We start from the raw sequence: 24146 nt of genomic DNA, 5'->3' as shown, positions 1-24146 counted from the left end.
TTTAACTTTTCCAGACTAGTATCTACTAAACCCTTCCAGATGGCGGTATCTCTTTATCAAACGGCCGGAGAATCTGCGCGGTTTCAGTATTAGAGGGCAGATCAGCCCCTTCTGGCGGGACCTTATCAACGCTAGCCATCTGTATGCCTTTCTGCCGCACATGAAAGGCGATTTGCTGCCAGCGGCGCAGCCATTGCTCTTCCTTTCGCTTGTAGGCCTCTAGCTCCGCCTTGAGGCGTTCTACCTCTATCTGAAGCTCTTCGGCCTCTTTGGTGGCCTGCTCTTTGGTTTTCACCAATCCGCCCGACAGTGCTCGTTTCGCGTTATCGTACGCAGCTTTTATTTGTGATTTGGCCTGGAGCGACTGGCGACTAAAGCCAAAGCGCTCTTCTAGCACCGCCCAGGTGAGTTTTGATCCAAGCTCACCCAACGCCCAGCGATCCAAATCGGCAACGATTGTATTGATGTCACTGTCGGACATGCGTCTGAAGCGCTTAACCATGCTCTACCTCGTGTAAATATTGTTCGGGATCAAAGTGCTCCACCCCGTTGTCGGCCAGTTGGAAAGCCAGTGTTTTAAGTTTTTTATCGTTGTGTGCCAGCCAGTCGGCACTCTTTTTCGGCTTGGCGCTATCCAACTGCTTTTCAGCATTTTTTCGTGCCAGCGCAGTAAGGGCATACTGGCGCTTCTGCTCGTCCAGACGCCCCTTATCATCCTTAGCCCACACATAGTCTTTGCAGTCCGCCGAGCATTGCAAATGGCGCTCGCAGGGTGTCTGAGAGAAATTGTGGATACAGATACCCGTGCCGACATCATGTACGGCCTGAATTCGCGCTTTCAGAATGGCATCTTGGACTTCTACCGGAACCACTTTGATTTGCTCAGCTAACTGGCCTCCAACCAGACCTTTTTTGATGTCGTCACGGAGCATCAGTGCTCGTTTTTCGCGGGATGTATGCTGATAGGCTTTGGTATCTCTTGGGTTAGTTCGACCAAACCATTCAGTTTGCAGCAGGTCACTTAACCCGCCCTCATCAAGCAGGGTATTAAGCGTGTGACGAAAGTGGTGACTGGTGAAGTTCACCTCGATACTGCTGGATGCGTACTCGGCGGCAAGCGCGGGGAAATATCGGAGAAAGGTAGTAAACATGGACTGGCTACAACTTGTGGCCAGCCAATGAGCGTAGCTTCCGCTGGAAAGTCCAAGAGAACGAATGAATAAAAGATCTTTTAGGTAGTATTCTTTGCCAAATTGATCCGTATGGAGAGCCGATAAATATGCTTCCGAGAAATCACGGAAACAGTATTCAACCAATCCACTTTTGTAAGTGTAAAAAATGGGGTTTGCAGGCTTAATTCCCTGCTTGGTTAATGCGCTATGATCTGGCCACGCGAGGTTTTGCTTCCTGAGCCAGCCAGTTGTGCCCAAAAGAGTATGACTGATCCCCAATTCAGTTAAATCAGCCGCGTAGAGCTTTTTATCTTCAGGTATGCCATCCAGAAACCTTAGATCAGGCTCACCAACTTTGTGAATTTCTTCCGCTGTTAAACGCGCTTCAAATGTAATTTCCGCTAACTCAACGAGCACATCACCAACGATGGGGGTCACTTCTGACGGCAAGTAAAGTCTACGCTTAGGTGTGAAAACGTCACCATGACTTGCCTTCCGCGGAAAGTATTCGATATAGGCAATCCCCTCTTCATCAGAAGACAATTGCTGATTTGGTAATAGTGAAATCTCACTGAATCGCCTTCCTGTGCAAGCAAGTAGCGTCAACATCAGAATATAGAAGCGATACTTATGCTCTTTGGGAACGTTTAAGTAGAGTTCGCCAATGACTCGAAACACAGCGGGATCGACAAGTTTGTCCGACTTCGTATCCAGAGCCTCTGGATCATCCAACCTTTTGTGATTTATCCCTCCCGTGCTCGCGGGACGCTTCATTTTGGCGTATTTGTACTGAAATAAAACCCGACATAGACCATTCGAATCACAATGCGCTGCGAACTCTGCAACATGCTTGTGAAGGTTGTAGGCAGTGGTTTCACTGTAGTGTTTTGAAATTAAACCAGACGCATTATCCAGAGCCTCTGGCGTAAGCCCAACTAATTCCTGCCCTAACTGTTTAGCTGCAAATGAGACATATCCAATAGCGGTAATGAAACTGCGCTGATTCGGTGCTGATTGATATTTTCTGTGGAACCTGAGAACAAACAATGCTTTGGCAACCAGCTCCCAGCAACCGTCTAGTGGCGCTGAACCCAGCTTCGGAGATAGCAAAAAACCAAAAGAGGCTGATTTCGTATTTTTACCAGTTAACTTGACTAGGCGACCTGCATCGACTTGCCACTCGGGGTCCTCCCAAACAACCGACTCAAACCCTTCCAGCTTCATTAGCTTTGCTTTGCTGACTAAAGAGTTGAGATTTTCATTCCTGTCACGCTCAAGACGATCAACGAAAGGGACGACCTTGGCCTTGCGATTAGAGCGACCATCAGACATGATGCCCCCCTTCCTCACAGAGTTTGGCTACTTGTGCGACCGCTGCGATTACCTCATCGAGCTGCATGCCCAATCGCGCATTCTCGTACTTCTTCAAACGCTCTTCGCGACCGGCCAGCAGGCACTCCAAGACATGCTCATGATCAGCATGACGATATGGCTGAAACTTGGGGCACAAATAACATGAGTAGGGGGGATCAAGGTGGCAGACGCTAGATTCACCACACACGCCAATATCAGCTTGATCAGCAGGATTCTGATCATCTACAAACGTTAGATGCTTGTCATCTCGCTCACCATTGACAGCATCTTCATCACTATCGATTAGCCTGCCTTTGAAAAAATTGAGGTACTTCGAGAAACCTTTCGCGGTTGCTTTGTCTAGGTGTTCAACTATTTTTCCAGCCATCTCAAAATAGACATTCACGTGCTGGGTATCTGTATGGTCCAGTATTCTGGCCAGCTCACGCTTACTGATTCCCTCAGCAGCCAGCCCAGTTGCCAAGGTATATCGCAGCCGCCTTGGCGTGACATGCAATAATTCGCCAGTAAGCGGCGAGATAATGTTGTGACGTTTTATAAAAGCTTTCACAAGGTTCGCTATCCCAGTGGACAGCATGTTATAAGCCTCATCCCAACGCTTTGAATCAATCGCATAAGCATTTTTTCTGGGGTTTATAAATAGAGGTCTGGTGACTTCTACTGCCTTTCCATCTACCTCAATTAGAAGCTTCCTATGCCTGGACGCATCTATAAGCTCCAAAACGTGCTTTGCGATCTCAGGCTCTAAATACTCATCGATCATGTCATCCCTTGGAGCCAACTGCCTTTTCTTTATTCTTGGCATTTTCAAGACATAACACGGTGGCGATGAACCCGGTGTCAGGTCAACTAAATCAGTTTCTTTTAAAAATGTTAAATTCGCGGGGTTTCGGCCAAAAGCTATAGATAGAGCCACAGCTGTTTTTTGCTGCAAATGCTCGTAGACTTTACTTTGATCCTGCTTAAGCGCATTGATTATAGGCTGAAGCTCCAGCGTCCTATGCAACGGCCCACATTCTGGATCTTCCTGACGAACCGCCTCACCCTTAGGGTTGCCTGGAATTTCTAGAGAATCGAGCTCTTGTGCATAGGCTATCGAGAACCCGAGCTCCGAATAGTTTTCAGAGCACCAGATGTACCACTGAATTGGCCGGTACAACGCCCACAGCCTGTGCTTATTTCGCGCCTGACTGATTGCCTCTTCCATTACAGCAATCAGACGTTCTTGAAATTCATCAGCGGAAATGTCGGGCAACAAGGAGTGCTTTTTTTGGCGAGAGACTATTGCAGCGGATATATCACTCCAGTACTGGCACCCTGCATGAGTTGACACCCTTGATGCCTGATCAATAATACAGCGCTTAATCGAAGTTTTAAGCGTGTCGTTTTCAACTCGAGAAAAATCAAGCCTGCTATGCCGATACAGAAGAGGAAATGTCCATCTATCACCAGTAATCTCAACTTTTACACCCTCTCGAGTAAAAAATTGAGAGGGTAACTCTAGCGCAGAGTCAGAAATCTGGGGCGCTTTATGCAAGAGCAAATTCATTTATTGAACCCTGTAATCAATTTCTTTTGATAGTCAGAAAGTGCCCGACGAGCCTGCTCTTCAACCTCTTGAGCGATATACACAGATTGGGACTCCAAACTTGAGTCTCCTCGCAACATAGCCAAGGCTTGCTTCCTTCTATCCTCTTCCATGCCTGCCGCCCTAAGTACCTGTTCCATACGGCTAGAAAAGGTATGCCTCAGAGATTTAGGTGTAAGAATCTCCGGAAGCAAACCAGAATATTCACTCCGTAGACGAGAAAAAAGTTGCGTAAGAGACGAATGAGACAGAGGGTCGCCTTCATCACTTAAGATCAAATAGTCGGTTTCACTGCTCGATTTCTGCTCCAAAATCTCCCTCCACTCAACTATGTAGCGATCCAGCATTCGCACAAAGTGATGTCCTTCTAAAGGCAATACCCTGCCATTGCGCTTGACACTGGGTCTTGGTTTTCTCTTGTCGAGCGGGTCCGGGGACCTTCTTTTAACAGTCACCGACGAGATCGAGCCAATCTGAATATCCTCTACACGCAAACTAAGCAATTCCCCAGGGCGAAGTCCGCAATTAAGCATCAGAGACACCGCCGCGAAGTTTCTAAATTTAACAGGCTCGAAATGCGCAAACGAATCTGGACTTTCAGGATTCAGACACTGGAGTAAGAACTCGGCTTCGTCATTGGTTAGAGACTTCCTCGAAATACTTCCAGCCCTTGGAGTATTTATAAAGGCTCGATCAATCCATCCCATTAGGCGCTTCCTTGCAGCCTGAAGAACCTCATATTGGGAATCACTTAGTGGTAAAGATGAAATATAAACATCGAGCTCCCATACGAAGTACTGTCGGATCGTTGCTAATCGATTATTGAATGTATGAGGCGAGACAACCTTATCTTCAGATTCCATATCTTTTCTTAGAAACTCTATCAGACCACCACTGAATTCAGCCTCTGTGAATAGTGTGCCAATTTTCAGCCTTGCTCTCAGATCGATTTGTCTGTCCTCCAGCCATCGATACAAAACAGACAACTCTCGAAGATTCCTGATTAGCGTGTTTGTACTTAAGTTTCTTCGACTCAACAGAAATTCATTTGGAGAGGGAATCGGCAAACCATCACCATCCAAAAGTATTGGCAATAAATCACCTGATCTATGACTTACAGTTACGATTCTCATTCAAGCCACATCTTTACAATTACAAAACTTAAAAACCTACAGGTTTACAAAAATAATAATATACGAATTCTAATAATCACACATTTTTTAGGCAATAAAAAGCCCTCTAGTATCTTTACAGACAAAAGAGGGCTATTTATTAACTTAACCTATTAATTTATATGTCTTTTTTAAAACAAACCAAACCTAAAAGATTACAAATTAATATTTATCAGGGCTAAAACGGAATATCGTCATCAAAATCAATCGGCGGTTCAGGCTGGACTGCCGGTTTTTGCGCTGCCGGTGCAGGGCGGGAGGCCGCCGGGGCGGAGTAGCCGCCGGATTGCTGTTGTGGCGCATAACCGCCGCCTTGCGCACGCTCGCCGCGTGAATCCAGCATTTGCAGGCTGTCGCCTTGGATCTCGGTCGTGTAGCGATCCTGCCCGTTTTGATCCTGCCATTTACGGGTTTTTAACCGGCCTTCGACATAGACTTTACTGCCTTTGTGCAGATATTCGCCGGCGATTTCGGCTAAACGGCGGTATAGCACAATACGGTGCCATTCGGTCACTTCACGCATTTCTCCGGTATTTTTGTCGCGCCAGGATTCACTGGTTGCCACGCTGATATTTGCCACGGCTTCGCCGTTCGGCATAGTGCGGATTTCAGGTTCGTTACCCAGATTGCCAACAATAATGACTTTATTTACGCCTGCCATAGTATCCTCTTTTAATGTTATAGCTTGTTCGTTATCGTGTTATATGTTGCCTGAAAATCAAAAAAAAATCATCCTTTAAAATAAAAAAGATACTGGATATTTACACAGTTTTTTTATTTGTGCGATAATCATTCCAAATTTGCACAATAATTGAGAAAAACTTATGGATAAGATTGAGGTTCGCGGTGCGCGTACCCATAATTTAAAAAATATCGACCTGACCATTCCGCGCGACAAACTGGTGGTGATTACCGGATTATCGGGATCCGGCAAATCCTCACTGGCATTCGATACGTTATATGCGGAAGGGCAACGGCGCTATGTGGAATCGCTTTCGGCCTATGCCCGCCAGTTTTTATCGCTGATGGAAAAGCCCGATGTCGATCATATCGAAGGGCTGTCGCCTGCGATTTCTATCGAACAAAAATCCACTTCGCATAATCCGCGTTCTACCGTCGGCACGATTACCGAAATTTATGATTACTTGCGGCTGTTGTTTGCCCGTGTCGGCGAGCCGCGTTGTCCGACCCATGATGTGCCGCTGGCGGCGCAAACGATCAGCCAAATGGTGGATAAAGTGCTGGAGTTGCCGGAAGGCAGCAAAATGATGTTGTTGGCGCCGGTGGTGAAAGAGCGCAAAGGCGAACATATCAAACTATTGGAAAATATTGCGGCGCAAGGTTTTATCCGTGCCAGAATCGACGGTGAAATTTGTGACTTGTCCGATCCGCCGACATTGGAATTACAGAAAAAACACACCATTGAGGTGGTGATCGACCGTTTCAAAGTGCGGTCGGATTTGGCCAGCCGGCTGGCGGAGTCGTTTGAAACCGCACTTGAGTTGTCGGGCGGCACGGTGGTGGTGGCGCCGATGGACGGCGAAAATAGCGGCAGCGGCGCGACATCGGAAGAATTGCTGTTTTCTTCAAATTTTGCCTGCCCGCATTGTGGGTATTCGGTGGCGGAGCTGGAGCCGCGCCTGTTTTCGTTTAACAACCCCGCAGGCGCTTGTCCTAGCTGTGACGGTTTGGGCGTGCAGCAATATTTTGATGAAAAACTGGTGATCCAGAATCCGTCGATTTCTTTGGCAAACGGCGCGATTAAAGGCTGGGATCGGCGTAATTTTTACTATTTCCAAATGTTATCGTCCCTCGCCAAACACTACGGTTTTGATATTCACCAACCGTTTGAAGCGTTGCCGCAAGCGATTCAAGCGGTGGTGCTGAACGGTTCGGGCGAAGAAGAGATTGAATTTCAATATGTCAATGATCGCGGCGACATCACCTTACGTCGTCATCCGTTTGAAGGCATTTTGAATAATATGGCGCGCCGTTACAAAGAAACCGAATCGACGGCGGTTCGTGAGGAATTGGCGAAAAATATTAGTACCCGACCTTGCACGTCATGCGGCGGCTCACGTTTGCGAACGGAGGCCCGCCATGTCTTTATCGAACAATTTAACCTGCCGAATGTGGCGGAACGCAGTATCGGTAATGCATTGAACTTTTTCGAAACCCTGCGCTTAAGCGGACAACGGGCGCAAATTGCGGAAAAAATTTTGAAAGAGATCAAAGAGCGGTTGTCGTTTCTGGTGAATGTCGGGCTGAATTATCTTTCTCTTTCACGCTCTGCCGAAACCCTGTCGGGGGGGGAAGCGCAGCGGATTCGGCTCGCCAGCCAAATCGGTGCGGGCTTGGTCGGCGTGATGTACGTGCTCGACGAGCCGTCGATCGGGTTGCATCAACGAGATAACGAGCGCTTATTGAAAACCCTGATTCACTTGCGTGATCTGGGTAACACCGTGATTGTGGTCGAGCATGACGAAGATGCGATTATGGCGGCCGATCATATTATCGATATTGGCCCCGGTGCAGGTGTACACGGCGGAGAAGTGGTTGCCAGCGGTACGGCGGAAGAGTTGATGAACAACAGTGCTTCCCTGACCGGCAAATATCTCTCCGGCGAAGAGCGGATAGAGATTCCGAAAAAGCGTACTAAAGTCAATAAGGCGAAATGGTTAAGCTTGAAAGGCGCACGCGGCAATAACCTGAAAAATGTCGATTTGTCGATTCCGGTCGGTTTGTTTACCTGTATCACCGGCGTATCCGGTTCGGGAAAATCGACATTAATCAACGATACGTTATTTCCGCTGGCACAAAATGCCCTCAATCGGGCGGACAATACTCATGTCGCCCCTTACGATAGTATTGACGGGCTGGGGCATTTCGATAAAGTGATCGATATTGACCAAAGCCCTATCGGGCGGACACCGCGTTCCAATCCGGCAACCTATACCGGCTTGTTTACCCCGATCCGCGAACTGTTTGCCGGTGTGCCGGAAGCAAGGGCGAGAGGTTATAATCCGGGGCGCTTTAGTTTTAACGTGCGTGGCGGACGCTGTGAAGCGTGTCAGGGAGACGGCGTGATCAAAGTGGAAATGCACTTTTTGCCGGATGTTTATGTGCCTTGTGATCACTGTAAAGGCAAACGCTATAATCGTGAAACCTTGGAAATTCGCTATAAAGGCAAAACCATTCATCAAATTTTGGAAATGACGGTGGAAGAAGCGTTGGCATTTTTCTCGGCAGTACCGATGATAGCCAGAAAACTGCAAACATTGATGGATGTCGGATTATCCTATATCCGTCTGGGGCAGTCTTCGACCACGCTGTCCGGCGGCGAGGCGCAACGGGTTAAACTGGCAACGGAGCTGTCCAAACGGGATACCGGCAAAACCCTGTATATTTTGGACGAGCCGACAACAGGCTTGCATTTTGCCGACATTAAACAGTTGCTCGGCGTATTGCACCGCCTGCGCGATCAAGGCAATACGATTGTGGTGATTGAGCACAATTTGGACGTCATTAAAACCGCCGACTGGATTATCGATCTCGGCCCGGAAGGCGGCGACGGCGGCGGACAGATTATCGCACAGGGAACGCCGGAACAGTTGGTTAAATCTCAAGAATCCCACACTGCACGTTTCTTGGCGCCGATTTTAGCTAAAAAGTAGCTAAAGTGCGGTTTACGCAGCAGCTTGATGATATAGTCATCATTAAGAGCAAACAGTAAGGCTTTAATTATGCGCCGCCCTCGTTATTCGGCTTTGCTCAACCGCTGTTTGAGCGAAGTCGAAGGACGGTGATATAAGGATAAACCGAGACTTCGCCAATAAATTTTAGGGCGATGAAATACTGTCGGGTGTTTAATTGCTTCCAATTTCAAGTTGTGGAACAGCCCGCTTTTTGATACATTTAGCACAATTTTTTCGCCTATCTCGGCTTAACCCTCTTTAGTCTAATCGGAATTATTATGTTTAAAAAAATTCGTGGTCTGTTTTCCAATGACTTGTCTATTGATTTAGGCACTGCCAACACGTTAATTTATGTTAAAGGTCAAGGCATTGTGTTGGACGAACCTTCAGTGGTGGCGATTCGCCAGGATCGTGTCGGCTCATTAAAAAGTATTGCCGCTGTCGGACGTGAAGCCAAAATGATGTTGGGACGCACGCCGAAAAGCATTGCCGCAATTCGCCCGATGAAGGACGGCGTTATCGCCGATTTCTTTGTTACTGAAAAAATGTTGCAGTATTTTATCAAACAAGTTCACCGTAATAATTTCATGCGTCCCAGCCCGCGCGTATTAGTGTGCGTGCCGGCGGGCGCAACTCAGGTCGAACGCCGCGCCATCAAAGAATCGGCAATCGGGGCGGGCGCACGGGAAGTCTATTTAATCGAAGAGCCGATGGCGGCGGCTATCGGCGCCAAATTGCCGGTTTCGACGGCAACGGGTTCAATGGTGATTGATATCGGCGGCGGAACGACCGAAGTTGCCGTGATCTCATTGAACGGTGTCGTGTATTCCTCTTCTGTTCGTATTGGCGGCGATCGTTTTGATGAAGCGATCATCGCCTATGTGCGTCGCACATTCGGCTCATCTATCGGTGAAGCGACAGCCGAGCGGATCAAGCAGGAAATCGGCACCGCTTTTATCGAAAATGATGATGAAGTGAAAGAGATCGAAGTACACGGTCACAATCTGGCAGAGGGCGCACCGCGTAGCTTTAAGCTAACTTCACGTGACGTTTTGGAAGCCATTCAGCAACCGTTGAGCGGCATCGTTACCGCCGTGCGTACCGCACTTGAATCTTGCCCGCCGGAATTGGCTGCGGATATTTTCGAGCGCGGTATGGTACTGACCGGCGGCGGGGCGTTAATGCCGAATATCGATACGTTGTTGTCCAGAGAATCCGGCGTGCCGGTTATCGTAGCGGAAGATCCGTTGACTTGCGTGGCGCGTGGCGGCGGTGAAGCATTGGATATGATCGATATGCATGGCGGCGATATTTTCAGTGACGACTGATTTGTCGCACTGAAAACACCCTTTATTTTCACAAGTGCGGTTTTAGCCCGATGTTAAAACCGCAACTTTTTTAAGCGTAACGGCATGAAACCTATTTTTTCTAAAGCTCCCCCTTTAGGAATCCGTTTAATTATGGCGATTGTAGCGTCTGTTCTGTTGATGATCGGCGACGGGCGCAACAGCGGCATGATCCAACTGCGCAGCCTGATGGAAACGTCCATCAGCGGCATCTTCTATTTTGCCAATATTCCCCGTTCTGTGCTGGACGGGGTTTCCGATAATTTAGCGGATACGTCTAAATTACAGATTGAAAACCGAGTGTTGAAAGCGCAATTGCGTGAAAAAAATGCGGATTTGTTGCTGCTGGATCAGCTGAAAGTGGAAAACCAGCGTTTGCGCTTGTTGCTCAATTCCCCGTTGCGTTATGACGAATATAAAAAAATTGCGGAAGTCTTAACCGCAGAAACCGATATTTATCGTCAGCAAGTGGTGATTAATCAAGGCAGTCGTGACGGCGTATTTGTCGGCCAGCCGGTGATCGATGAAAAAGGCGTGGTCGGACAGGTGACGTCAGTCGGCGCGAATACCAGTCGGGTTTTGTTAATCACGGATGTTACCCATTCGATTCCGCTGCAAGTGTTGCGCAATGACGTGCGTTTGATTGCCAGCGGCACAGGCAGAGGCGATGAATTACAGTTGGATAACGTGCCGCATTCGGTTGATATTGTTCAAGGTGATCTCTTGGTAACCTCCGGTTTGGGCGGACGTTTTCCGGAAGGCTATCCGGTTGCGATTGTCGATTCGGTTTCCACCGACAAACAAAATTATTTTGCGGTGATCACCGCAAAACCGTTGGCGTCACTGGAGCGGCTGCGTTATCTGTTGTTGCTGTGGCCGATCAACGACGAACTGCACCGCGCGCAATCGCTTTCACCGGAAGATGTACGTAATGCCGTCAGACAGCGTCTTTCTACCCGACAGGACGAATTGTTGACACCGAGTAATGCGGGTAGAAATATCAAAGAGACGATTAATCCTAATCAGGAAGAGGATAATGCCATAGGTCAAACAGAGCCGGAACCGGCCGATGCCAATCAGCAGCAACAGGATTCTTTAACCGGAGGTGATCAATAATGCGCGGAAATTGGCTGATTCAGTCATTAATGGTTGCCTGCACTTTTCTGGTTGCGCTGGTGATGGAAATTACTCCTTGGTCATCCGAGTTTCAGGGATTCAGACCGTCTTGGCTGGTGTTGGTATTACTTTATTGGGTGCTGGCGATTCCGAATAAAATCAGTATCGGTTGGGCGTTCGTCGTCGGCTTGATTTGGGATTTGAGTCTCGGCTCGATTTTAGGCGTACACGCATTGGTATTATCGTTGTTTGCCTACCTGATTGCCTCCAACCATCTGGTATTACGCAATTTGTCGCTGTGGCTGCAAAGTATTTTGGTGATTGTTTCGGTGGTGACGATCCATATTATTATCTTCCTGATCGAGCTGTTTATGCACAGTGCCCGTTTTAATTCGCAGGAATTGATCGGTGCGGTGATCAGCGGGGTTTTATGGCCGTGGGTCTTTTTATTGCTGCGGACATTGCGGCGTAAGTTTCATTTGAGATGAATTGAACAGGGTGAATGGATTTCACCCCGTTTTGTATTGATTAGTTTTTCAGCGTATCGGTCAAGTGCGGTTGGATTTTGGTTAAAATCGCTTTGGCGACACGCGGCGAAGCCGCCACGATATTGCCTGATTTCAAATAGTTATGGCCACCGCTAAAGTCGGTGACGATACCGCCGGCTTCACGCACGAGTAAATCGCCGGCGGCGGAATCCCAAGGTTTCAGACCGATTTCAAAATAGCCGTCGACACGATTAGCGGCGACATAAGCCAGATCCAGCGCGGCAGAACCGCTGCGGCGGAAATCTGCGGCATCTTCAATCAACGCACCGATAATATTCAAATGGGCAGGCATATGTTGTTTGGCTTTGAACGGGAAGCCGGTTGCCAAAATTGCACCGTCCAAATCACGGCGGTTTTCCACACGCAGACGGGTATCGTTTAATTTGGCGCCTTCACCACGTACAGCCGTGAACAATTCGTTGCGAATCGGATCATAAACCACGCCGACTTCAGTACGGCCGTTTTCACGGATAGCAATGGAAACCGCAAAGTGCGGGAAAGATTTGACGAAGTTGGTTGTTCCGTCTAGCGGATCGATAATCCATTGTACATTTTTGTTTTCGCCTTCAAGCGCACCGCTTTCCTCACCGATAATTGTGTGGTCGGGGTAGGATTTTCTGATGATTTCAATCACCGCCTCTTCAGCTGCCTTGTCGATATTGGTGACATAATCATTGGGGCGTTTGTTTGCAGTTTCGATACTTTCAGGACGTTCGTAGCCTTTGGCAATAATATTGCCCGCTCTTCGTGCGGCACGAATGGCGATATTTAACATTGGATTCATAATTCCACCGGATTTTAAAGAACAAAATAAAAGGGATAATTTTGTTATGTGAAACAAAACTCGGCGCATTATAAGGAATTCAGCCCGAAATTGCGAGGTAATTTTACTTGAAATAACGCACAAAAACAGTCGGGTATTATGCTATACTATGGGTCGAATCTACAGGTAAGGAAGCTATCGTGTTGCAAAATATTCGTATCGTACTGATCGAAACCTCTCACACCGGCAATATCGGTTCTGCCGCCAGAGCGATGAAAACCATGGGGCTGTCGTCACTGTATTTGGTGGCGCCGAAAGTGCTGCCGGACGAGCAGGCAACCGCACTTGCCGCCGGTGCGGACGATATTGTGCAAAGTGCGGTTGTGGTGGACAGCTTCGATCAGGCGGTGGCGGATTGTTCACTCGTGATCGGCACCAGTGCGCGCAGTCGTCATTTGTCGATTCCGTCGATTGAGCCGCGCGCCTGTGGCGGGCAAGCGCTACAGTATGCTCAGGCAGGCGCAAAGGTAGCGATTGTGTTTGGGCGAGAACGTGTCGGATTGACCAATGAGGAATTACTGAAGTGCGGTTTTCACCTTTCGATTCCGGCCAACCCGGATTACGCTTCATTAAATCTGGCAATGGCGGTGCAGTTGGTCAGTTATGAAATTCGAATGGCAATGTTGGCATTCGAGCAACAGCCGCAAACCGCACTTGTGGCGGAAGCCGCTGAAAAGCCGCTACAGCAGGAGCTGGAATTTTTCTTTAACCAAACCGAACAGCTTTATCGCCGGCTGGATTTTATTAAAAACAATGGTGTGATGCCGAAATTGCGCCGTTTGTATGCCCGTGCCGACTTGCGGAAAAACGAGCTCAATATTTTGCAGGGCATGTTGAGTGCCGTTAAGAAAAAGTGCGGTTAGCCGAATAATGATCTGACTTGTTGCTATGATAGACAAAAACATACAAAAATAGTCGGGTTTAAAGTTGACTAAAATAGTCTGGTATGAAAAAATTCACCCTATCAGGTTATCGTTGAGGAACAGACATGAAATTGACATCAAAAGGGCGGTACGCCGTGACGGCAATGTTGGACATCGCGCTCAATTCGCAACGCGGTGAAATTGAGATGCCGATTACGTTGGCTGAAATTTCAGAGCGTCAGCAAATTTCACTGTCTTATTTGGAGCAATTGTTTGCCAAATTGCGTCGTTTCGGTTTGGTGAAAAGTGTACGAGGCCCCGGCGGTGGTTATTTATTAGGTATGCCGATTGAGAAAATTGCGATCGGTATGATTATTGCGGCGGTGAATGAAAACATCTCGGCGACCAAATGTAAGGGAAAAGGCAATTGCCAGGGCGGAATTACCTGTTTAACTCACTCTTTGTGGGAGCAGTTAAGTGAGGAAATCGAGGAGTTTTTGAACGGCATTACGATTGCCGATTTGGTCAACAAGCAGACGCAGCGCAGCGCTTTAAAAAAGCATTTGGAGCAACAAGCCTTTCAAGTCATTAATCGTGCCTAATGAAAAACAAAGTGCGGTTGATATTGTTAATTTTTCAGGAGTGAAAATGAAATTACCAATTTATTTGGATTACGCGGCAACTTGTCCGGTGGACGAACGAGTGGCTAAAAAAATGATGGAATTTATGACCTATGACGGCATTTTCGGCAATCCGGCCTCCCGTTCGCACCGTTTCGGCTGGCAGGCGGAAGAGGCGGTGGATATCGCCCGTAATCATATCGCCGATTTAATCGGGGCGGATTCCAGAGAGATTGTGTTTACCTCCGGGGCGACGGAATCCGATAATTTGGCGATTAAAGGGGCGGCACATTTTTACCAAACCAAAGGTAAACACATTATCACTTGTAAAACCGAACATAAAGCGGTGCTCGATACCTGTCGTCAATTAGAGCGTGAAGGATTTGAAGTGACTTATCTTGAACCGGAAGCGGACGGATTGATTGACTTGGCTAAACTGGAAGCGGCCATGCGGGACGATACTATTCTGGTTTCCATCATGCACGTCAACAACGAAATCGGCGTGATTCAGGATATTGAAAAAATCGGCGAACTGTGTCGTGCCAAGAAAGTATTGTTCCACACCGATGCCACCCAAAGCGTCGGCAAAGTTGAAATTGATTTAAGCCGATTAAAAGTGGATTTGATGTCGTTTTCCGGCCATAAACTCTACGGACCGAAAGGCATCGGCGGCTTGTATGTACGCCGTAAACCGCGCGTGCGGATCGAAGCGATGGTACACGGAGGCGGTCATGAGCGCGGTATGCGTTCCGGTACATTGCCGGTGCATCAAATCGTTGGTATGGGCGAAGCTTACCGTATTTGCAAGGAAGAGATGGCGACAGAAATTCCACGCATTCAAGCGTTGCGTGACAGATTGTATAACGGTTTGAAAGGTATTGAAGAAGTGCATGTCAACGGCTCGTTGCAGCAGCGTGTCGCCGGCAACCTGAATATCAGCTTCAACTATGTTGAAGGGGAATCGTTGATGATGGCGCTGAGCGATATTGCGGTTTCTTCCGGTTCGGCTTGTACTTCCGCCAGCTTGGAACCGTCTTATGTCTTGCGTGCGTTAGGATTGAACGATGAATTGGCGCACAGTTCGATTCGTTTCTCTATCGGTCGTTACACCACCGAAGAAGAAGTGGACTACACTATTGAATTAGTGAAAAAAGCAGTCGGTAAACTGCGTGAACTGTCCCCGTTATGGGATATGTTTAAAGAAGGAATTGATTTGAACACCGTGCAGTGGACTGCCCACTAATCGCGCAATAGGAGAAATAACATGGCATATAGCGAAAAAGTAATTGATCATTATGAGAATCCTCGTAATGTAGGCGCTTTCGACAAGAAAGAGCAAAATGTAGGCAGCGGCATGGTGGGCGCACCGGCCTGCGGCGATGTGATGCAGCTGCAAATCAAAGTTGACGACAACGGCATTATCGAAGACGCCCGTTTTAAAACCTACGGTTGCGGCTCTGCCATTGCATCCAGCTCGCTTATCACCGAATGGGTGAAAGGCAAATCTCTGGACGAAGCGGGATCGATTAAAAACAGTCAGATTGCGGAAGAATTGGAGCTGCCGCCGGTTAAGGTTCACTGTTCCATTTTGGCGGAAGATGCGATTAAAGCCGCCATTGCCGACTATAAAGCAAAAAATAACAAATAATATTCCCCCTGTTTCGAATCGGATTCGAAGCGGGGATTTTCTCTTTTTGAGTGTCGATTTGGTTTAATGTTAAAAATATAAGGAGCTCGTCATGGGTGTCAGTTTAACCGAAAGTGCGGCCAACCGTGTGCGGACTTTTCTGCAAAACCGCGGTAAAGGCTTGGGCTTGCGTTTGGGCGTCAAAACATCGGGCTGTTCGGGATTAGCCTATGTATTAGAGTTTGTTGATGAGATGAACGAAGACGATCAGGTGTTCGAGCAGCACGGCGTCAACGTGATTGTCGACAGCAAAAGTCTGGTTTATCTGCAAGGTACCGAACTGGATTTTGTTAAGGAAGGATTGAACGAAGGATTTAAATTCCACAATCCGAATAAAAAAGACGAGTGCGGCTGCGGCGAAAGTTTTACCGTATAAGTGCGGTCGAGTAAGGATATCATCATGCAAAACCCATTTGCGTTGTTCGGTTTGGACACTGAGTTTACATTGGATACCGCACTTTTATCGAGCCGTTATTTAGCGCTGCAAAAACAGTATCATCCGGATAATTTTGCCGCTCAATCGGCGCAGCAACAGCGGGAAGCCGTGCAAAAAGCGGCGCAGATCAATGATGCCTATCAAATATTAAAAAATCCTCGGCGGCGTGCGGAAGCGATTTTACAATTACAGCTGAGCGAGAATTTGAATCCGGAAGAAACCGTGCATGACACCGAGTTTTTAATGCAACAGTTACTGTTGCGTGAAGATTTGGAAGCAGCGGCTTGCGGCGGACAGGAAGACGAAATTTCGACATTGCGGGATAAAGCCGACGACTTGCACAAACAACAATTGCAGGCGATTGAAACTGCAATTCGGCAGGCGGACTGGTGCAGTTTAAAACTGCATATTGATCGCTTGAAATTTGTTGAAAAATTTTTGCAGGAAGTCGAACAAATCGAAGATCGGTTGTTTGCCTAGCGCGTTAGAATGCCGATAAACGGGATATACCCTAACCCGTCTATTGGCTTTTTGTTTTAATACGAATTTACTTGAACGGAAGATAAAAATGGCATTATTACAAATTGCCGAACCGGGACAAACGGCAGCCCCGCATCAGCACCGATTAGCCGTGGGAATCGATTTGGGAACGACCAATTCTTTACTGGCGACCGTGCGCAACGGAAGCAGTGAAATTTTATCGGACGTAAACGGCAGCGAGCTGATTCCTTCCGTTGTCCATTATCCGTCCGTTGGTGCAGTGTTGGTGGGTGATGACGCTCTGGCACAAGCCGCCGCCGAACCACAGCAGACCGTGATTTCGGTCAAGCGTCTTATCGGCCGCAGTTTGGCGGATGTGCGGCAGCGGTATCCCAATCTGCCTTACGGTTTTCAGACGAGTGATAACGGTTTGCCGCTTATTGAAACCGTGCAGGGTAATTTTAGCCCGGTACAGATTTCAGCCGAGATCCTAAAAAAATTAAACCACTTGGCAGAAGCACGTTTAGGGGGAGAATTGTCCGGAGCGGTGATTACCGTTCCCGCTTATTTTGACGATGCCCAGCGACAATCGACTAAAGACGCCGCCCGCTTGGCAGGCTTGCAGGTGTTGCGCTTACTGAACGAACCGACTGCCGCCGCCATTGCCTATGGGCTGGATTCCGGTCAGGAAGGCGTGATTGCAGTTTATGATTTGGGCGGCGGAACCTTTGATATATCCATTCTTCGCTTGTCGAAAGGGGTGTTTGAAGTATTGGCGACCGGCGGTGATACCGCACTTGGCGGTGATGATTTTGATCATCTGCTGGCAGAATGGATTGCACGGCAATCAGGCATTGTTGTCGCCGATAACATTGAGCGTCGGCAACTATTGGAAACCGCGATTGCAACTAAAGTAAAATTAAGTGGACAATCTGTTGTCGGTATTGAATTTAAACAGTGGCGGGGTGAAATTCACCGCGAGCAGTTTGAACAACTGATTCAACCCTTGGTGAAACGCTCATTGATTGCCTGCCGTCGTGCGCTAAAAGATGCTCAGGTCGGTTCGGATGAAGTGCTTCAAGTGGTGATGGTCGGCGGATCGACCCGAGTGCCGCTGATTCGGCGGCAGGTCGGGGCGTTTTTCGGCAGAACACCGTTGACCTCTATTGACCCTGATAAGGTGGTGGCGCTGGGCGCGGCGATTCAGGCCGATATTTTGGTAGGAAATAAATCCGATTCCGATATGTTGTTGCTTGATGTCACCCCATTATCGCTCGGAATCGAAACCATGGGCGGACTGGTTGAAAAAATCATTCCTCGCAACACTACGATTCCGGCGGCCAGAGCGCAAGAGTTTACCACGTTTAAAGACGGACAAACGGCGATGACGGTGCATATTGTACAAGGCGAACGGGAAATGGTTGCCGATTGCCGGTCACTTGCCCGTTTTACCTTGCGCGGTATTCCGCCGATGGTGGCCGGTGCGGCACATATTCGGGTGACTTATCAAGTTGATGCCGACGGCTTATTGAGCGTTACCGCCATGGAAAAATCCAGCAAAGTGCAGGCGTCTATTCAGGTTAAACCGTCTTACGGACTGAGCGACGGCGAGATCCGCGATATGATCCATGCCTCGATCGAGAATGCGGATCGGGATATTCGGGCGCGTCGTTTGGCGGAACAGCGTGTGGAAGCCGCACGAGTGATTGAGGGCGTGGAAGAGGCGTTGAAGTTGGACGGTGATTTGCTGTCAGACGAAGAACAGGCTGTGATCCGAGTACAAATTGAGGCGTTGCAGCACGCTATTCGTGAACAAGACAGTGATGTAATCAAACAGGGAATTAAACAGCTGGATACCGTTACCCGTGAGTTTGCCGCCCGCCGAATGGACAAATCGGTTCGCAGTGTGTTGCAAGGGCACAGTATCAGTGAAATTGAAAATCGTTAGAAATGAGAAAAAAGGATAAAAAATGCCAAAATTAATTTTTCTTCCCCATGAGAGTTTATGTCCGGAGGGAATGGTGGTCGAGGCGCAAACCGGAGAGAGTATTCTGGATGCGGCGCTGAATGCCGGGATTGAAATCGAACATGCTTGTGAAAAATCATGTGCCTGTACCACCTGCCATGTGGTGGTGCGTGAAGGGTTTGATTCATTAAACGACAGTTCCGATTTGGAAGAAGACTTGCTGGATAAGGCGTGGGGGCTGGAAATGGAAAGCCGTTTGAGCTGTCAGGCGGTGGTCGGCAACGATGATTTGGTGATCGATATTCCGCGTTATACCATTAATCATGCGCGTGAAGAGCACTAATTGAATAAGTGGGGGCGGCAGTATGAAATGGCAGGATTCGCAAGAAATCGCTTGGGCATTATATGATCAGTATCCGGATACCGATCCGAAAACTGTCCGCTTTACCGATATGCACGGCTGGATTTGCAATTTAGAGGCGTTTGATGATGATCCGCAAAAATCAAACGAAAAAATCCTCGAAGCGATTTTATTACACTGGCTTGACGAGTATGACGACTAGAGGATAACAATCGATAAAGTGCGGTCACGATGCTTGAGATAGTTAAAAACCGAATTTTGTTTCGACAGAATTCGGTTTTTTAGTCGGCGTTTGCTAGCAAAATTGCGCCAGTATCCGATCAATGCTTTGGCACAGCAGTGTGCGATTGTGGCGGTAGGTAATATCATCATCATTGAGTTTTTGTGCCAGAATTTTTTTCTCGCCAAGGCTGTAATAATCCGCATCAGGATAGGTGATGATACCGTCAACCGCACTTGTGCCGATACGTTGCTCAATCCAGTCGATGCGATTCGCCAAGGATAAAGCGGCCGCCGGGCTGTGTTCCACCCCGAGATTGTCGATAAAGAGGATTTTGGCACGGGAATGCGCCAACGCCTCGGTGACTTCCGGCAACAGCAGCGGCGGCATAATGCTGGTCAAGAAACTGCCCGGCCCCAGTAAAATCAGTTCGGCCTGTTGCAACGCTTTGACTGCTTCCGGCGTGGCGCTGACCTGTGGAATCAGAAACAGGCGTTTTGGCAATTCGTTGAGCTTGTCTATATTGACTTCTCCGACAACGGTGGCGCCGGAGTGCAGTTTTGCCCCGAGATGAACCGGCGTTTCCGACATCGGGATTAAATGGGAAGTTACCCGTAATAAAGAGCGGATTAGGTTGACGCCTTCCAGTGGACGGATTTTCATATCCTCCAATGCTTTCAGCATCAAATTACCGAGATTGTGTCCGGCTAAGTCGCCTTGTCCGCTGAAACGATATTCAAACAGGGCGGATGCAGTGCTGGGTTCAGTGATCATTTGATTGATGCAGTTACGTAAATCCCCCCATGCGATGCCGCCGTGCTGCAAGCGGATTCGCCCGGTGGAGCCGCCGTTGTCGGTGGTGGTGACAATGCCGGTTAGGCGTGCTTTCAAAAAGCCCAGCGAGGACATTAAACGTCCCAAACCATGACCGCCGCCAAGCGCAACCACGTGCTGTAATTGCGCCAGATAAGGCAGGTGATTGATATGATAATTCATGCAGTGCCCGGATGATTGATTTTTTAGCGTTGTTTAGGCATTATCCGCTAAATAACCGCACTTGGAAACGTGATGAGATCACAAATGTAGAAAATAGCCGCAATTACGCTGTCCGAGGGATTGCGCTTGTTAATGATAATGCTAGAATTACGCTGATTTATTCACAAACGCATATTACTCCGAGCTTGTTGCGCCTACGTTAATTTTTAATATGGCGGCAAGCCTGTTAGCATGAATGATTCGTGCTACGCCGGATACACTGGAAACGGTTTATCCGCTCGTGCTTAGAAAGGTGTCAGAATGCAGCAAACTATTCCGATTCATTTGATCGATGAACCGCAAGTGTTGATCGATCGTTTCCGGCGCAAATATCACTATTTACGATTATCCGTAACCGATGTTTGCAATTTCAAATGTAACTATTGTCTGCCTGACGGTTATCGTCCCGAGGCGGATAAACCGTCATTTTTAACCTTGAGTGAAATTCGCCGTTTGATCAATGCATTTGCCGCAATGGGAACGCAAAAAGTGCGTTTGACCGGCGGCGAGCCGACATTGCGCAAAGATTTTACCCGAATTATCGAAACGGTACGGGCGAACGATAAAATCCAACAGATTGCGCTGACTACAAACGGCTATCGAATGGCAAAATCGGTGGCGGACTGGCAAGCCGCAGGACTGGATGCGATCAATGTCAGCGTGGACAGCCTTGATCCGAAGATGTTTCGGCAAATCACCGGTGAAAATCTGTTCCATCAAGTGATGGCGGGAATTGATAAGGCGTTTGAAATCGGTTATCAACGGATTAAGGTTAATTCAGTATTGATGAAAGGGTTGAACGATCAGGATTTCACCGCATTTTTAACGTGGATTAAAGATCGACCGATTGAAATGCGCTTTATCGAATTAATGCAAACCGGTGAAATGGATCATTTCTTCCGGCGCCATCATTTGCCCGGTTCGGTGTTGATGGAGAAGCTGTTGCAAAACGGTTGGCGTTTGCAAGCCAGAGCAAAAACCGACGGCCCTGCCAATGTTTTTAAACACCCGGATTATCAAGGCGCTATCGGGCTGATTATGCCGTATTCGAAAGATTTTTGTGCCGATTGCAACCGTTTGCGGGTGTCGGCAAAAGGGCAATTGCACCTCTGCCTGTTCGGGGAAGAGGGAACGGATATTCGTGATTTGTTACAGCACGATTGGCAACAGGCGCCGCTACAGACACGGCTGTTCTCCGCCTTGCAGCAAAAGCGTGAACATCATTATTTACATCAGGGCGACAGCGGTGTGCGACCGCACTTGGCGTCTATCGGCGGTTAATTTAAAGGGATTTTATGCAGCAATTTACCCATATCAACAGTAACGGCGAAGCCAATATGGTGGATGTCGGCAACAAGGCTGAAACCGTGCGTGAAGCCAGGGCGGAAGCCTTAGTGAGCATGTCGGCGCAGACGTTGAACATGATTTTATCCGGTGAACATCATAAAGGCGATGTTTTTGCCACCGCACGAATTGCCGGTATTCAGGCGGCAAAACGCACATGGGAGTTAATCCCATTGTGTCACCCGTTATTGCTGACGAAAGTGGAAGTCAAGCTGACCGCACTTGTGCAAACCGGCCAAGTGCGGATCGAAAGCCTGTGCCGTTTAAGCGGGAAAACCGGCGTTGAAATGGAAGCGTTGACCGCCGCATCGGTTGCGGCGTTGACGATTTACGATATGTGTAAAGCGGTGCAAAAAGATATCGTGATCGAGCAAGTGCGGTTATTGAGCAAAAGCGGCGGCAAATCGGGCGACTTCTCGATCGAGGGGAATCAATGATGATTAACGTTTTGTTTTTTGCGCAAGTCAGAGAACTGATTGATACCGACGAATTACAGCTTGAAGCGGAATTTGCCAGCGCAGAAGCCTTGCGCCGACATTTAGCGGCGAAGGGGGAAAAGTGGGCGTTGGCGTTACAACGCGGTAAATTGTTGGTGGCGATTAACCAAAGCTTAGTGCCGTTAGACAGCCCGATTCACGATGGTGATGAAGTGGCCTTTTTTCCGCCGGTAACCGGAGGTTAAATGGAAAGCGAGATCCGAATTGCGGTACAAACCGAAGCGTTTGATCAAAGTGCGGTTTATCAATGGCTTTCCGAGCCTAAATCCAGTGGCGCCGTGGTGTTGTTTATCGGCAAGGTGCGGGAAATGAATTTGGGCGACAGTGTACAAACCTTATATCTGGAACATTATCCGGCGATGACGGAAAAAGCCTTGCATGAAATAGTCGCAGAGGCGTGCCGACGTTGGGAATTGCAACGGGTGGAATTGATTCATCGTGTCGGCAAGCTGCAAACCGGTGATGAAATTGTGTTGGTCGGCGTCAGTTCGGCGCACCGAGGCAATGCTTACCAAGCCAACGAATTTATTATGGACTATTTGAAAACCCGAGCGCCATTCTGGAAAAAAGAACTCACCGACAGAGGGGAACGCTGGATTGAAGAACGGGACAGCGATAAACAGGCGGCAGGGAAGTGGTAGATACAAGTGAAAAAATTCTATAGAATCGTGCCTACCCGATTGAATTCGAATACTTATATCATAATGAGAAAATCATGTCCGTTCAAAGAATAGCAAAGTTGGCCGGCGTTTCTGTTGCGACCGTTTCAAGAGTCCTCAATGATTTACCCTCAGTAAAAGCGCAAAATAAAGAGAAAGTATTGGCGGCAATTGCAGCGCTAAACTATCAGCCGAACCTATTGGCTCGACAATTGCGGACGGCGCGAACCGGTATGCTTTTAGTGATGGTATCCAATATTGCAAATCCGTTTTGTGCCGCCGTTGTAAAAGGGGTGGAGAAAGAAGCCGAGAAGAACGGCTATCGTATTTTATTATGTAATACGGAATCCGATTTTGCTCGCTCTCGTTCATGTTTACAATTGCTATCGGGCAAAATGGTTGACGGTGTGATTACGATGGACGCCGTTTCGGAATTACCCGAATTGCAAAAGATTATCGGCGCATTTCCTTGGGTACAGTGTGCCGAATATGATCCCGAATCATCTGTTTTTTCAGTGAGTATTGATGATACGGCAGCCGCAGAATTTGTTATCGATAAACTGGTTGAGTCAGGGAAAAAACGCATTGCGCTTATCAATCATGATTTGGCTTATCAATATTCCCAACATCGCGAACAAGGTTATCTTAACCGATTGGCTCATCACGGTTTATCTTATCGTACAATTGTTTATGCCGATACGCTCAGCTATTTATCCGGTAAAAAAGCGGCATTATCGCTATTGAAAAATGCAGAACGACCCGATGCTATTTTTGCTATTTCTGATGTGTTGGCGGCGGGTGCCGTCAATGCCGTCACCGAATCCGGATTTTCAATTCCTCAAGATATTGCCTTGATCGGATTTGACGGTGTTGATATCAGCCAAATAACCGTCCCACCTCTGACAACTATCCAACAACCCAATGAAGACATCGGCAGGAAAGCCGTGTCCCTTTTGTTATCACAGATCGAATCGGATAATGCCTTAGACGTTGTCCATTATTTACTGCCTTGGCAATTCATTCAACGTCAGTCTAGCTAGACAATTTTTGTGATGGATATCTCAAATCACAGAAAAAGCACTTTTTAGATTAAAAGTAATCGATTACTTTAGGTTTTTACTTAATTGTAATCGATTACTTTTTT

Annotated in this window: 25 protein-coding genes and 1 riboswitch; of the genes, 18 read left to right on the top strand and 7 right to left on the bottom strand. The window is 47.9% G+C overall.

All coding sequences use genetic code 11. The features are described from left to right. Positions 1-25 precede the first annotated feature (25 nt). The 5 genes from OA57_RS03975 to ssb all read right to left on the bottom strand — a co-directional run bounded on the left by OA57_RS03975 (position 26) and on the right by ssb (position 5967). The gene (locus OA57_RS03975) at positions 26-502 is read right to left on the bottom strand and encodes a hypothetical protein (RefSeq protein ID WP_034613850.1); all 477 of its coding nucleotides are present in this window, start codon (positions 500-502) and stop codon (positions 26-28) included. Next, entirely contained in the window at positions 495-2504 is a 2010-nt protein-coding gene (locus tag OA57_RS03970; RefSeq protein ID WP_034613849.1) for an integrase, read from the bottom strand. The genes OA57_RS03975 and OA57_RS03970 overlap by 8 nt, the downstream gene beginning before the upstream one ends. After that, a complete protein-coding gene (locus tag OA57_RS03965) occupies positions 2497-4095 on the bottom strand; it encodes a site-specific integrase (protein ID WP_034613847.1) in 1599 nt (532 codons plus the stop codon). Before OA57_RS03965 ends, OA57_RS03970 begins: the two co-directional genes overlap by 8 nt. Then, the gene (locus tag OA57_RS03960) at positions 4092-5267 is read right to left on the bottom strand and encodes a tyrosine-type recombinase/integrase (RefSeq protein ID WP_034613846.1); all 1176 of its coding nucleotides are present in this window, start codon (positions 5265-5267) and stop codon (positions 4092-4094) included. Before OA57_RS03960 ends, OA57_RS03965 begins: the two co-directional genes overlap by 4 nt. A 217-nt stretch (positions 5268-5484) precedes the next feature. Further along, positions 5485-5967: a single-stranded DNA-binding protein gene (ssb, locus tag OA57_RS03955; RefSeq protein ID WP_034613844.1), complete on the bottom strand. Its 483-nt coding sequence runs from the start codon at positions 5965-5967 to the stop codon at positions 5485-5487. 163 nt (positions 5968-6130) lie between these two features. On the opposite strand from ssb, the gene uvrA reads away from it, so the two are divergent. From uvrA to mreD, 4 genes are all read left to right on the top strand, one after another. Beyond that, positions 6131-8980 carry an excinuclease ABC subunit UvrA gene (uvrA, locus tag OA57_RS03950; RefSeq protein WP_034613843.1) on the top strand — a complete coding sequence of 950 codons (2850 nt, stop codon included), beginning with the start codon at positions 6131-6133 and terminating at the stop codon, positions 8978-8980. A gap of 296 nt (positions 8981-9276) precedes the next feature. Further along, positions 9277-10329 (top strand): rod shape-determining protein, encoded by a 1053-nt coding sequence (locus tag OA57_RS03945; protein WP_034613841.1) that lies wholly within the window; start codon positions 9277-9279, stop codon positions 10327-10329. 84 nt (positions 10330-10413) lie between these two features. Then, positions 10414-11463, top strand: coding sequence for a rod shape-determining protein MreC (mreC, locus tag OA57_RS03940; RefSeq protein ID WP_052122360.1), 1050 nt, complete (start codon positions 10414-10416; stop codon positions 11461-11463). Further along, positions 11463-11951: a rod shape-determining protein MreD gene (gene mreD / locus OA57_RS03935; protein ID WP_034613840.1), complete on the top strand. Its 489-nt coding sequence runs from the start codon at positions 11463-11465 to the stop codon at positions 11949-11951. Before mreC ends, mreD begins: the two co-directional genes overlap by 1 nt. A 40-nt stretch (positions 11952-11991) precedes the next feature. Here mreD and suhB read toward each other — a convergent pair whose 3' ends face one another. Next, on the bottom strand, positions 11992-12795 hold the full coding sequence (gene suhB / locus OA57_RS03930) for an inositol-1-monophosphatase (protein WP_034613838.1): 804 nt from the start codon (positions 12793-12795) through the stop codon (positions 11992-11994). Positions 12796-12974: 179 nt separating this feature from the next. On the opposite strand from suhB, the gene trmJ reads away from it, so the two are divergent. The 9 genes from trmJ to iscX all read left to right on the top strand — a co-directional run bounded on the left by trmJ (position 12975) and on the right by iscX (position 19449). After that, positions 12975-13697 (top strand): tRNA (cytosine(32)/uridine(32)-2'-O)-methyltransferase TrmJ, encoded by a 723-nt coding sequence (gene trmJ / locus OA57_RS03925; protein ID WP_034613837.1) that lies wholly within the window; start codon positions 12975-12977, stop codon positions 13695-13697. A 125-nt stretch (positions 13698-13822) separates the two neighbouring features. Next, on the top strand, positions 13823-14299 hold the full coding sequence (iscR, locus tag OA57_RS03920; protein WP_034613835.1) for a Fe-S cluster assembly transcriptional regulator IscR: 477 nt from the start codon (positions 13823-13825) through the stop codon (positions 14297-14299). Positions 14300-14345: 46 nt separating this feature from the next. Next, positions 14346-15560, top strand: coding sequence for an IscS subfamily cysteine desulfurase (locus OA57_RS03915; protein WP_034613833.1), 1215 nt, complete (start codon positions 14346-14348; stop codon positions 15558-15560). Between the two features lie 21 nt (positions 15561-15581). Next, a complete protein-coding gene (iscU, locus tag OA57_RS03910) occupies positions 15582-15965 on the top strand; it encodes a Fe-S cluster assembly scaffold IscU (RefSeq protein WP_034613831.1) in 384 nt (127 codons plus the stop codon). Between the two features lie 91 nt (positions 15966-16056). After that, the gene (gene iscA, locus OA57_RS03905; protein WP_034613830.1) at positions 16057-16380 is read left to right on the top strand and encodes an iron-sulfur cluster assembly protein IscA; all 324 of its coding nucleotides are present in this window, start codon (positions 16057-16059) and stop codon (positions 16378-16380) included. 24 nt (positions 16381-16404) lie between these two features. Continuing rightward, positions 16405-16920: a Fe-S protein assembly co-chaperone HscB gene (gene hscB / locus OA57_RS03900; protein WP_034613829.1), complete on the top strand. Its 516-nt coding sequence runs from the start codon at positions 16405-16407 to the stop codon at positions 16918-16920. Positions 16921-17008: 88 nt separating this feature from the next. Next, positions 17009-18868 (top strand): Fe-S protein assembly chaperone HscA, encoded by a 1860-nt coding sequence (hscA, locus tag OA57_RS03895; RefSeq protein WP_034613827.1) that lies wholly within the window; start codon positions 17009-17011, stop codon positions 18866-18868. A 22-nt stretch (positions 18869-18890) separates the two neighbouring features. Next, the gene (fdx, locus tag OA57_RS03890; RefSeq protein ID WP_034613826.1) at positions 18891-19229 is read left to right on the top strand and encodes an ISC system 2Fe-2S type ferredoxin; all 339 of its coding nucleotides are present in this window, start codon (positions 18891-18893) and stop codon (positions 19227-19229) included. Between the two features lie 22 nt (positions 19230-19251). Then, a complete protein-coding gene (iscX, locus tag OA57_RS03885; RefSeq protein WP_034613824.1) occupies positions 19252-19449 on the top strand; it encodes a Fe-S cluster assembly protein IscX in 198 nt (65 codons plus the stop codon). A 93-nt stretch (positions 19450-19542) separates the two neighbouring features. Here iscX and OA57_RS03880 read toward each other — a convergent pair whose 3' ends face one another. Beyond that, positions 19543-20463, bottom strand: coding sequence for a gluconeogenesis factor YvcK family protein (locus OA57_RS03880; protein ID WP_034613823.1), 921 nt, complete (start codon positions 20461-20463; stop codon positions 19543-19545). 165 nt (positions 20464-20628) lie between these two features. Continuing rightward, positions 20629-20775: riboswitch (molybdenum cofactor riboswitch) on the top strand. Here OA57_RS03880 and moaA point away from each other — a divergent pair. The 5 genes from moaA (at position 20764) to OA57_RS03855 (ending at position 24042) form a co-directional block, all read left to right on the top strand. Then, entirely contained in the window at positions 20764-21783 is a 1020-nt protein-coding gene (gene moaA / locus OA57_RS03875; protein WP_034613821.1) for a GTP 3',8-cyclase MoaA, read from the top strand. Its footprint overlaps the riboswitch before it by 12 nt. A 14-nt stretch (positions 21784-21797) precedes the next feature. Next, positions 21798-22283, top strand: coding sequence for a cyclic pyranopterin monophosphate synthase MoaC (moaC, locus tag OA57_RS03870; protein WP_034613819.1), 486 nt, complete (start codon positions 21798-21800; stop codon positions 22281-22283). Beyond that, the gene (moaD, locus tag OA57_RS03865) at positions 22283-22528 is read left to right on the top strand and encodes a molybdopterin synthase sulfur carrier subunit (protein ID WP_034613920.1); all 246 of its coding nucleotides are present in this window, start codon (positions 22283-22285) and stop codon (positions 22526-22528) included. Before moaC ends, moaD begins: the two co-directional genes overlap by 1 nt. Beyond that, positions 22529-22984, top strand: a complete 456-nt coding sequence (moaE, locus tag OA57_RS03860; RefSeq protein ID WP_034613816.1) for a molybdopterin synthase catalytic subunit MoaE — start codon at positions 22529-22531, stop codon at positions 22982-22984. A gap of 74 nt (positions 22985-23058) precedes the next feature. Further along, entirely contained in the window at positions 23059-24042 is a 984-nt protein-coding gene (locus tag OA57_RS03855) for a LacI family DNA-binding transcriptional regulator (RefSeq protein WP_034613812.1), read from the top strand. Positions 24043-24146: the final 104 nt, after the last annotated feature.

The sequence above is a fragment of the Chelonobacter oris genome, from assembly GCF_000772535.1.
GTDB classification, from domain to species: Bacteria; Pseudomonadota; Gammaproteobacteria; order Enterobacterales; family Pasteurellaceae; genus Chelonobacter; species Chelonobacter oris.
This window is presented reverse-complemented; position numbering and strand designations above follow the sequence as displayed.

What these genes read in the sequence shown, in the direction of transcription:
- iscA (WP_034613830.1), top strand. Translation starts at nt 16,057, where the DNA reads ATGGGTGTCAGTTTAACCGAAAGTGCGGCCAACCGTGTGCGGACTTTT.
- moaD (WP_034613920.1), top strand. Translation starts at nt 22,283, where the DNA reads ATGATTAACGTTTTGTTTTTTGCGCAAGTCAGAGAACTGATTGATACC.
- OA57_RS03880 (WP_034613823.1), bottom strand. Translation starts at nt 20,463, where the DNA reads ATGAATTATCATATCAATCACCTGCCTTATCTGGCGCAATTACAGCAC.
- OA57_RS03915 (WP_034613833.1), top strand. Translation starts at nt 14,346, where the DNA reads ATGAAATTACCAATTTATTTGGATTACGCGGCAACTTGTCCGGTGGAC.
- iscR (WP_034613835.1), top strand. Translation starts at nt 13,823, where the DNA reads ATGAAATTGACATCAAAAGGGCGGTACGCCGTGACGGCAATGTTGGAC.
- mreD (WP_034613840.1), top strand. Translation starts at nt 11,463, where the DNA reads ATGCGCGGAAATTGGCTGATTCAGTCATTAATGGTTGCCTGCACTTTT.
- mreC (WP_052122360.1), top strand. Translation starts at nt 10,414, where the DNA reads ATGAAACCTATTTTTTCTAAAGCTCCCCCTTTAGGAATCCGTTTAATT.
- suhB (WP_034613838.1), bottom strand. Translation starts at nt 12,795, where the DNA reads ATGAATCCAATGTTAAATATCGCCATTCGTGCCGCACGAAGAGCGGGC.
- hscB (WP_034613829.1), top strand. Translation starts at nt 16,405, where the DNA reads ATGCAAAACCCATTTGCGTTGTTCGGTTTGGACACTGAGTTTACATTG.
- hscA (WP_034613827.1), top strand. Translation starts at nt 17,009, where the DNA reads ATGGCATTATTACAAATTGCCGAACCGGGACAAACGGCAGCCCCGCAT.
- iscX (WP_034613824.1), top strand. Translation starts at nt 19,252, where the DNA reads ATGAAATGGCAGGATTCGCAAGAAATCGCTTGGGCATTATATGATCAG.
- OA57_RS03960 (WP_034613846.1), bottom strand. Translation starts at nt 5,267, where the DNA reads ATGAGAATCGTAACTGTAAGTCATAGATCAGGTGATTTATTGCCAATA.
- uvrA (WP_034613843.1), top strand. Translation starts at nt 6,131, where the DNA reads ATGGATAAGATTGAGGTTCGCGGTGCGCGTACCCATAATTTAAAAAAT.
- moaA (WP_034613821.1), top strand. Translation starts at nt 20,764, where the DNA reads ATGCAGCAAACTATTCCGATTCATTTGATCGATGAACCGCAAGTGTTG.
- OA57_RS03965 (WP_034613847.1), bottom strand. Translation starts at nt 4,095, where the DNA reads ATGAATTTGCTCTTGCATAAAGCGCCCCAGATTTCTGACTCTGCGCTA.
- OA57_RS03970 (WP_034613849.1), bottom strand. Translation starts at nt 2,504, where the DNA reads ATGTCTGATGGTCGCTCTAATCGCAAGGCCAAGGTCGTCCCTTTCGTT.
- moaC (WP_034613819.1), top strand. Translation starts at nt 21,798, where the DNA reads ATGCAGCAATTTACCCATATCAACAGTAACGGCGAAGCCAATATGGTG.
- OA57_RS03855 (WP_034613812.1), top strand. Translation starts at nt 23,059, where the DNA reads ATGTCCGTTCAAAGAATAGCAAAGTTGGCCGGCGTTTCTGTTGCGACC.
- iscU (WP_034613831.1), top strand. Translation starts at nt 15,582, where the DNA reads ATGGCATATAGCGAAAAAGTAATTGATCATTATGAGAATCCTCGTAAT.
- fdx (WP_034613826.1), top strand. Translation starts at nt 18,891, where the DNA reads ATGCCAAAATTAATTTTTCTTCCCCATGAGAGTTTATGTCCGGAGGGA.
- ssb (WP_034613844.1), bottom strand. Translation starts at nt 5,967, where the DNA reads ATGGCAGGCGTAAATAAAGTCATTATTGTTGGCAATCTGGGTAACGAA.
- OA57_RS03975 (WP_034613850.1), bottom strand. Translation starts at nt 502, where the DNA reads ATGGTTAAGCGCTTCAGACGCATGTCCGACAGTGACATCAATACAATC.
- moaE (WP_034613816.1), top strand. Translation starts at nt 22,529, where the DNA reads ATGGAAAGCGAGATCCGAATTGCGGTACAAACCGAAGCGTTTGATCAA.